The sequence below is a fragment of the Catellatospora tritici genome (assembly GCF_019083965.1).
Lineage (GTDB): Bacteria > Actinomycetota > Actinomycetes > Mycobacteriales > Micromonosporaceae > Catellatospora > Catellatospora tritici.
This window is the reverse complement of the sequence record NZ_JAHRCY010000008.1, coordinates 371,701-379,831: the sequence shown is the minus strand read 5'-3', so window position 1 is coordinate 379,831 and position 8,131 is coordinate 371,701. Positions and strand designations below refer to the sequence as shown.

Annotated in this window: 6 protein-coding genes; 4 read left to right on the top strand and 2 right to left on the bottom strand. The window is 73.7% G+C overall.

Annotated elements, in window-relative coordinates; translation table 11 throughout:
- Positions 1 to 107: 107 nt before the first annotated feature.
- Positions 108 to 1,106: an aldo/keto reductase family protein gene (locus tag KUA19_RS20795; protein WP_217397914.1), complete on the bottom strand. Its 999-nt coding sequence runs from the start codon at positions 1,104 to 1,106 to the stop codon at positions 108 to 110.
- 60 nt (positions 1,107 to 1,166) lie between these two features.
- Positions 1,167 to 3,824 (bottom strand): WG repeat-containing protein, encoded by a 2,658-nt coding sequence (locus tag KUA19_RS44590; protein WP_308167545.1) that lies wholly within the window; start codon positions 3,822 to 3,824, stop codon positions 1,167 to 1,169.
- A gap of 241 nt (positions 3,825 to 4,065) precedes the next feature.
- Between KUA19_RS44590 and KUA19_RS20785 the strand changes: the two genes are divergently transcribed.
- The 4 genes from KUA19_RS20785 (at position 4,066) to KUA19_RS20770 (ending at position 8,013) form a co-directional block, all read left to right on the top strand.
- A complete protein-coding gene (locus tag KUA19_RS20785) occupies positions 4,066 to 4,806 on the top strand; it encodes an ABC transporter permease (protein ID WP_308167544.1) in 741 nt (246 codons plus the stop codon).
- Positions 4,799 to 5,602, top strand: a complete 804-nt coding sequence (locus KUA19_RS20780) for an ABC transporter permease (RefSeq protein WP_217397912.1) — start codon at positions 4,799 to 4,801, stop codon at positions 5,600 to 5,602. The genes KUA19_RS20785 and KUA19_RS20780 overlap by 8 nt, the downstream gene beginning before the upstream one ends.
- A gap of 11 nt (positions 5,603 to 5,613) precedes the next feature.
- Positions 5,614 to 6,588 carry an ABC transporter ATP-binding protein gene (locus KUA19_RS20775; protein WP_217397911.1) on the top strand — a complete coding sequence of 325 codons (975 nt, stop codon included), beginning with the start codon at positions 5,614 to 5,616 and terminating at the stop codon, positions 6,586 to 6,588.
- 174 nt (positions 6,589 to 6,762) lie between these two features.
- Positions 6,763 to 8,013, top strand: coding sequence for an MFS transporter (locus tag KUA19_RS20770; protein WP_217397910.1), 1,251 nt, complete (start codon positions 6,763 to 6,765; stop codon positions 8,011 to 8,013).
- Positions 8,014 to 8,131 lie beyond the last annotated feature (118 nt).

Sequence of the window (8,131 nt, the reverse complement as noted above, 5' to 3'; positions counted from 1 at the left end):
CCCCCCCCCCCCCGCCCCCCCCCGCCCCCCCCCCCGCCGCCCCCCCCCCCCCCCTCGGCGCGCCCCCCCCGCCCCGCGACCGTGATGAGCGCGTGATGAGCGCGTGATCAGGGGCGGTTGGCGGGAGACTCGGTCTTGGCCGGGTCGCGCTCGGTGACCGGCTCGACGATCTCGTCGATCGCCTTGAGCAGGTCGGTGTCGAGCTTGACCCCGGCCGCCTTGACGTTGTCGTGCACCTGCTCGGGGCGGCTGGCGCCGATGATCGCCGAGGAGACGTTGGGGTTCTGCAGCACCCACGCGACGGCGAGCTGGGCCATGCTGAGCCCGGCCTGGTCGGCCAGCGGCCGCAGCTGCTGCACCCGGGTCAGCACCTGGTCGTCGAGCCAGCGCGAGATGAAGTTCGCGCCCGACTTCTCGTCGGTGGCCCGGGAACCGGCCGGCGGCGGCTGGCCCGGCAGGTACTTGCCCGACAGCACGCCCTGCGCCATCGGCGACCACACGATCTGGCCGAGGCCCAGCTCCTCGCAGGTCGGCACGACCTCAGTCTCGATGACCCGCCACAGCATCGAGTACTGCGGCTGGTTGGAGACCAGCGGAATGCGCAGCTCCTTGGCCAGCGTGTGCGCGGCGCGGATCTCCGAAGCCTTCCACTCGGAGACGCCGATGTAGTGCGCCTTGCCGCTGTGCACGATGTCGGCGAAGGCGACCATGGTCTCCTCCAGCGGCGTGCTGTAGTCGTACCGGTGCGCCTGGTACAGGTCGACGTAGTCGGTCTGCAGGCGGCGCAGCGAGCCGTCGATCGACTCCATGATGTGCTTGCGGGACAGTCCCCGGTCGTTGCGCCCGGGACCGGTCGGCCAGAACACCTTCGTGAAGATCTCCAGCCCGGCGCGACGCTCGCCCTTCAGCGCCCGGCCCAGCACCTCCTCGGCGCGGGTGCCGGCGTACACGTCGGCGGTGTCGAACGTGGTGATGCCGCTGTCGAGGGCCGCACGCACGCACGATGCGGCGGCGTCCTCCTCGACCTGCGAGCCGTGGGTGATCCAGTTTCCGTACGAGATCTCGCTGACGAGCATCCCGGAACGGCCCAAGTGCCGAAACTCCATACCCCGACCCTATCCAGGGCGGAAAACGCTCTCCGTGCCGGGGCACGCGGGCGGTGGGAGTTACAGCACCGGCTTGGTGTCGGCGAGCAGGCGGTCCAGCTCCTCCATCACGACCTGGCGGCTGGGCAGCTCGGGGTCGATGAACGGGCGGCCCTTGCGGTCCAGCGCGCCCCAGCGGCCGGTCGGCCCGGCGATCAGGAATGCCACCGGGTGGATGACCAGTGCCGGGTGCACCGGCGGCACCACGACCGCACCGGCCCGGTCCACGACACCCTTGCGGCCGCCGGCGTCCACGATGGCCAGACCCTCGTCGGAGAAACCGTCGACGTAGCGGCCGTCGGTGAGCGCGGTGGCAAACCCGGTGAACTGGAACGGCACCACGACGCGGCCCTGCTTGTCGACCGCGCCCCAGCCGCCGCGGCGCACCGCGGCCAGGCCCCGGCGGAACGGGCGCACATCGTCGAAGCCGGTCGAGATGATCACGCGGCCCTGCTTGTCGATGGCGACCCAGCCGCCCGCGCCGTCACGCGACACCCAGGCGAGGCCGTCGGAGAAGGACCCGACGCCGAGCCACCCGGCGCGGCCGTCGATGAGCCGGTTGCCCGCCTCGTCGATCAGCTCCCAGGTCTCCATCTCCGGCCGCCGCACCCAGGCCGCTCCGTCACGGAACGGCTGCACGTCGGCGAAGGCGGGGGAGATGACGGTACGGCCGTCGGAGCCGGCGAAGCCCCAGCACTGCACCCGGTCGTCGAAGCGCGGCACCGGCGGCTTGCTGACCTGCAGGATCTCGTCGGAGCTGCGCGGGTACGGCCCCATGCCGTTCTCGGCGATCTTCATGGAGACCGCGTCGAGCGCCATCTCGGTGCGCGCGATCAGCTCCGGGTCCTCGACCTTGCGCAGCTCCAGGGCCTTCTCGAAGTGGTTGAACGCCTCCATGTAGCGGCCCTGGTCCAGGCAGGACCGCCCCGCGTGCTCGTGCATGGTGGCGCGCAGCCGGTCGGGCAGCTCGCTGGAGTTGGCCTCGGCGAACAGCTTGTCGGCCTCGGTGAAGTCGCCACGCCACTGCAGCACGTGCGCCAGCCGGGCCTTGGCCAGCGCGATCCGGCGCAGTTCGCCGGTCGCCTCGGCGTGCACCAGTGCCATCTTGCCGTCGGACATGGCCTTGCTCAGGTCGCCGAGGATGCGCGACACCACGGCGCGCAGGCTCAGCAGCCGGGCCCGGGTCGGGTTGTCGGTGGCGGGGGTCAGCTTCTCGGTCAGCTTGTCGCGGATGTCACGCAGCTCGTCGGGGTTGTCGACCAGCTCACGCAGCGTCTCGTGGTGGAACCGCCACTGGTACGACGCCAGCACCTGCTCCGGATCCGGCCCGCTCTCGGTCGGCTCCGGGATCTCGTCGGCGACCGCCTCCTGCGCCGCCGCGGTGGTGGCCGCGTCAGGCTCGGCGGCCGGTGCCGCGCCGGGGCGCACCAGCGGGTGCAGCATCGTCGGCGCCGACAGCGCGGTGGCCGCGCCCGCGGCGCTGGCCGCGACCGGCAGCACCGTGTCCGGGCTGGCCACGACCGGTGCCGACGGCATCGCCGGGGAGACCGGGTTGACCGAGACCGGGGCGGCGGAGACCGGCGCCGGGGAGACCGGAGCGGCCTCGGCGGCGGGCGCCTCCGCGCCGGTCGGTGCGGGAGTGTCGTCGGTGATCGCGGGCATCATGCCGGTGTCGGCGGTGGAGTGCCGTCCGCGCTTGCCCGGCGCGGCCGGGGTCGCGGTGGGCTGCTGCCCCGCCACCGGCGGGGTGGCCACGGCCTGACCCGACGCGGCCTGCGCGGCCTGGGCGGCACCGAGCTGTCCGGGCGCCTGCGTGCCCGCACCGGGCAGCGGGGCGTTGGCCGCCGGACCGCCGGGCGACTGCGGCGCGACGCCGGACTGGCCCGGCAGCGGCTGTCCGGGCGCGGGCTGACCGCCCATCGGCTGACCGGACTGAGGCTGTCCAGGCTGAGGCTGTCCGGGCTGGCCCTGGCCGGGCTGCGGCGGCATCGGCTGTCCGGGACGGCCGGGCGGCATGCCGGGCTGGCCCGGCTGCGGCTGCCCGTAGACCTGGCCCTGCTGCGGGGGCCGCGGACCCTGCTGCGGCGGGCCGAACTGCTGGCCCTGCGGATTTGGCGCACCCTGCTGGCCGGGCGCACCCTGCGGGCGCCCGTAGACCTGGCCCTGCTGCGGCGGGCGGGGACCCTGCGGCGGCTGGCCCTGGCGCTGCTGCGGCGGGCCGTACTGCCCCGGGCCGCCGGGCTGTCCCTGCGGCGGCGGGCCCTGCGGGTGCTGCTGGTTGGGGCCGCCGTAGACCTGGCCCTGCGGGCCGTTCGGGCGGAACTGGGGACCCGCGGGCTGCGGCGGCATCGGGCCGGGGCGGCCGCCGCGCTGCGCGTTCGGGTGGCCGGGCATGCCGCCCTGGCCGGGGCGCTGGCCGCTGGCGGGCGGGAACGGGCCGGGCGGGTTCTGGCCGGGCTGCGGCGGACCGTACTGCTGCGGGGCACCCTGCTGCGGGCCACCCTGACCGGGGCCGTACTGCCCCTGCGGGGGCTGCGGCTGGCCCTGCGGCTGCGGGGGCTGCTCGTTCTGGGCCTCGGCGGGCGGACGCTGTCCGGGCACGCGCGACCACGGCGACGTCGGCGTGCCGGCCCAGGCCGGGGTGCCGCGGTGCCGCTCGTCGGTGCGCTCGTCGCTCACGCCCCACCTCGCCTGCTCAAAGTGCCACTACCGCGCAAACACATCGCGGCCCGGAAGGACGCAAGGGTATGGTCTTCCGGCCCGAAAAAAGAATGCGGTTGCGAGTGGAGGGTACGGGGTGGGCTTCATCACCGCCACTGCGGATCGGCTCACAATCCGAAACTTCACCGAGATGGCCTCGCTAATACGGACATTAGGTGCATCGGGCTTCCGTAGATTCGCCACGTACCGGCAGGCGACCGTGGCCGCGACGGTCACCAACTCGGTGTTCGGGCTCCTGCGGACGTACGTGATGCTCGCCGTCTCGGCAGCCGCGACCGCCGCGGGGGCGACCGCCGCCGGGTACACCGGTCCGCAGCTGGTCCTCTACGTCTGGGCCGGGCAGGGCCTCATCGGCGTGGTCATGCTCTGGGGCTGGACCGACCTGGCCGACCGGGTCCGCTCCGGCGACGTGGTGATCGACCTGCTCCGCCCGATCGACCCGATCTTCGCCTTCCTCGCCGCCGACCTGGGCCGCGCTGCGTACGCCATGCTCACCCGCTTCGTCGTCCCCATCGTGACCGGCGCGCTGATCTTCGATATGTACCTGCCGCGCCGCCCGGCGACCTACCCGCTGTTCCTGCTCTCGGCGCTGCTCGCCACGGTGGTCTGCTTCGCCTGCCGGTTCCTGGCCAACGCCACCTGCTACTGGCTGCTGGACTACCGCGGCGTCGGCATGGCCTGGGCGGTCTTCTCCGGCCTGTGCGGCGGCCTGTTCTTCCCGATCCGGTTCCTGCCCGACTGGGCCGCCGCGCTGCTGTGGTTCGGCACCCCTGGTCCGTCGCTGCTGCAGGCGCCGCTGGACGTGCTCGCCGAGCGCGACGGCTGGGCCGTCCAGCTGGGCATGCTGGCGATCCAGGCGGCGTGGGCGGTGCTGCTGCTGTGGCTGTGCCGGGTGGTGCAGCGGCGTGCCGAGCGCAGGCTGGTGGTGCAGGGTGGTTGAGCGGCTGCGGATCTACCGCGAGCTGGTTCGCGCGCAGGTTCGCGGGCAGTCGTCGTACCGGGTGAGCTTCGTCCTGGACCTGCTGGGCAACCTGCTGTTCTTCGGCTCGGACCTGATCGCCGTGCTGGTGGTGTTCCGCCAGGTGCCCGCGCTGGGCGGGTTCACGCTGCGCGAGACGCTGGTCGTGTTCGGACTCGCCGCGACCGGGTTCGCCCTGGCCGACCTGTTCGTGGGCAACATCGAGCGGATGAAGACGTACGTGCGTACCGGCCTGCTCGACGCGGTGCTGATCCGCCCGCTGGGTGTGCTGGGGCAGCTGCTGACCCTGGACGTCGGGGTACGTCGGATCGGCCGGGTCGTCTACTCGGCGGCGCTGCTGGTGGTGGCCCTGCGCGCCGCCGACGTCCAGCTGACCCCGGCACGCGTCGTGATGCTGGTGCTGACGCCGGTGTGCGGGGCGGTGTTCTTCGGCTCGTTCTTCGTCGCCACGTCAACGGTGGCGTTCTGGTGGGTCGAGTCGGGCGAGCTGAGCAGCTCCCTGACCTACGGCGGGCGCGACTTCACCGCGTACCCGATGCCGGTCTACGGCACCTGGCTGCGCCGCTTCTTCGGGTTCACGCTCGGGTTCGGCTTCGCCAGCTACTACCCGTCGCTGGTGGTGCTCGGCCGCGCCGACCCGCTCGGCGCCCCAGCCTGGCTGAGCTGGTCCGGCCCGGCCGTGGCCGCGTTGGCGGCCACCGCGGCCTGGCTGATCTGGCGCACCGGCGTACGCCACTACCGCAGCACCGGCTCGTGAGGGGGAGCGACATGAACGTCATCGAGGCGTACGACCTGCGCAAGGAGTTCGACATCCGGGTCCGCGCCGGGCGCTTCAGACGCGAGCGGCGCACCGTCGCCGCCGTCGCCGGGGTCGACCTGGTGGTACAGCGCGGCGAGATGCTGGGCTACCTCGGCCCCAACGGCGCCGGAAAGTCGACCACGCTGAAGATGCTCACCGGGGTGCTGCACCCGTCCGGCGGGCAGGTGTCGGTGTGCGGGCTGGCCCCGGTGCCGCAGCGCACCACCCTGGCCCGACGCATCGGCGTCGTGTTCGGCCAGCGCTCTCAGCTGTGGTGGGACCTGCCGCTGCGCGACTCGTTCGAGCTGCTGCGCCACATCTACCGGGTGCCCGCCGCCGAGCACGCCGCCCGGCTGCGCCGCTGCCGCGACCTGCTCGACCTCGACGCGTTCCTGGACATCCCGGTGCGGCAGCTGTCGCTGGGCCAGCGCATGCGCGGCGAACTGACCGCGGCGCTGCTGCACGGCCCGCAGATCCTGTTCCTGGACGAGCCGACCATCGGCCTGGACGTCGTCAGCAAGCAGGCCGTCCGCGGCTTCCTGGCCGAACTCGGCGCCACCGGCGACACCACCCTCGTGCTGACCACGCACGACCTGGCCGACATCGAGCGGCTGTGCCGCCGCATCGTGGTGATCGACCACGGCCGGGTGGTGCACGACGGCACGATCGAGGCCCTGCACGCCCGGTACGGCTCGCAGCGGCGCCTGGTCGCCGAGCTGGACACGGCCCCGGCCACCCTGCCCGACCTGCCCGGGGTGCGGCTGGAGTCGGTCGAAGGCGGGCGGCTGACCTTCGCCGTCGACCGCAGCGCCCCGATCGGCACCCTGGTGTCGCAGCTCACCGCCACCGGCGGTCTGCGCGACCTGTCCGTCACCGAACCCGAGATCGAAACGGTCATCGCCCAGCTGTACCAACGCGATCGCCCCGCCCCCGCCCCCAGGTGAGGAAGGGCCCCTTCTTATCGCTTTCCGTAGTGGAAGGGCCCCTTCTTGACCGTCCGCGGCTCCGCGACTCGAGGGCGATCTTGGGGCGGGTACACTGGTCGGCGCACAGGGCCGCAAGGGGCGCGTCGGTTGGGTGGGACGACGCGCATGACCTGCGTCGTACCCCGGAGAATCATGTCGGCCCCGCGTGCCTCATACCGTGAACTGGTCCAGTTGACCGGACCCTGGTTCCTCGTTCTCGCGTTCCTCGCCCGGCTGCCCGCCGCCATGGGCCCGCTCGGTGTGATCACCCTCGTCGTCGCCGCGACCGGCAGTTACGGCACCGCCGGCCTGGCCGCGGCCGCGTTCGGCCTCGGCGCCGCGGTCGGCGGCCCGGTCGTCGGCACCCTGGCCGACCGGTACGGCCAACGCGCCGTCGGCGTCACCGCGGCCGTGCTCGACGCCCTCGCCTACACCGCCCTGGTCGGCGCCGTGCTTGGTGGCCACCACCGCGCCGTGCTGCCGCTGGCCGCGCTCGCGGGCTTCGCGATGCCGCAGGTCGGCCCACTGGTCCGGGTCCGCTGGGCGGTCCTGCTCGGCGAGCGCGGACAGCAGCGCAGACTGCCCACCGCGATGGCGTACGAGGGTGCCGTCGACGAAGCCTCGTTCCTGGCCGGACCGGCGCTGGTCGGGACGCTGGCCCTGACCGGCCACGCCGGGGCGCCGCTGCTGGTGGCCGCCGTACTGACCCTGCTCGCCGCGATCCCGTTCGCGCTGCACCACACCGTCCCGCCCGTGGTGCGGCTGCCGCGCACCCCGGGCCCGCGCGTCGCCGAGCAGCGACTTCCGGTCGGCCGGGTGGCGGTGCTGGTCGCCGCGATGTCCGTGATCGGCGTCGTGTTCGGCGCCACCCAGACCGCCGTCACCGCCTTCGCCGACGCGATCGGATCCGCCGGATCGGCGGGGCTGATCTACGCGGTGCTCGGCGTCGGCAGCGCGCTGGCCGGACTGGCCATGGCCTGGCTGCCGGCCTCGTTCGGCCCGGTCAGCCGGTACGTCGTGTCGGCCGCCGCGCTGGTCGGCGGGGCCGCGCCACTGCTGCTGGCGGGCTCGGTGGTCACCGCCGTGGTCGCCGTGATCGTGCTCGGTGTCACGGCCGCGCCGTACCTGATCTCCGGGTACGCGCTGGCCGGTCGGCTCAGCCCGCCCCGCCGCGCGGGCATGGTGATGACCCTGCTGGCCAGCGGTGTCGTCGGCGGAGTATCGCTGGGCGCCGCGCTGGCCGGGCGCCTGGCCGACCTGGTCGGCTACCGGGGCGCGTTCGCCGTGCCGCCGGCCGCCGCCCTGCTGGGGCTGCTGTTGGCCGTGCTCGCGGCGCCGCGTCTGCGCCGGGCCCTGCTCCCCGTCGCCGCCCCCACCGCCCTCCCCACCCCCGCCCGCAGGTAAGGAAGGGAAGGGCACCTTCTTATCGCTTTCCGTAGCAGAAGGTGCCCTTCCAAACGTCCAGGTTCTGGGAGCAGGGCGGGGCGGATCGGCGCGTGGGGTGGTCGGGCTAGGGTGGGTG

Excerpts from the sequence above, each read along its gene's own strand:
- KUA19_RS20795 (WP_217397914.1), bottom strand. The coding sequence starts at position 1,106 with ATGGAGTTTCGGCACTTGGGCCGTTCCGGGATGCTCGTCAGCGAGATC.
- KUA19_RS20775 (WP_217397911.1), top strand. The coding sequence starts at position 5,614 with ATGAACGTCATCGAGGCGTACGACCTGCGCAAGGAGTTCGACATCCGG.
- KUA19_RS20770 (WP_217397910.1), top strand. The coding sequence starts at position 6,763 with ATGTCGGCCCCGCGTGCCTCATACCGTGAACTGGTCCAGTTGACCGGA.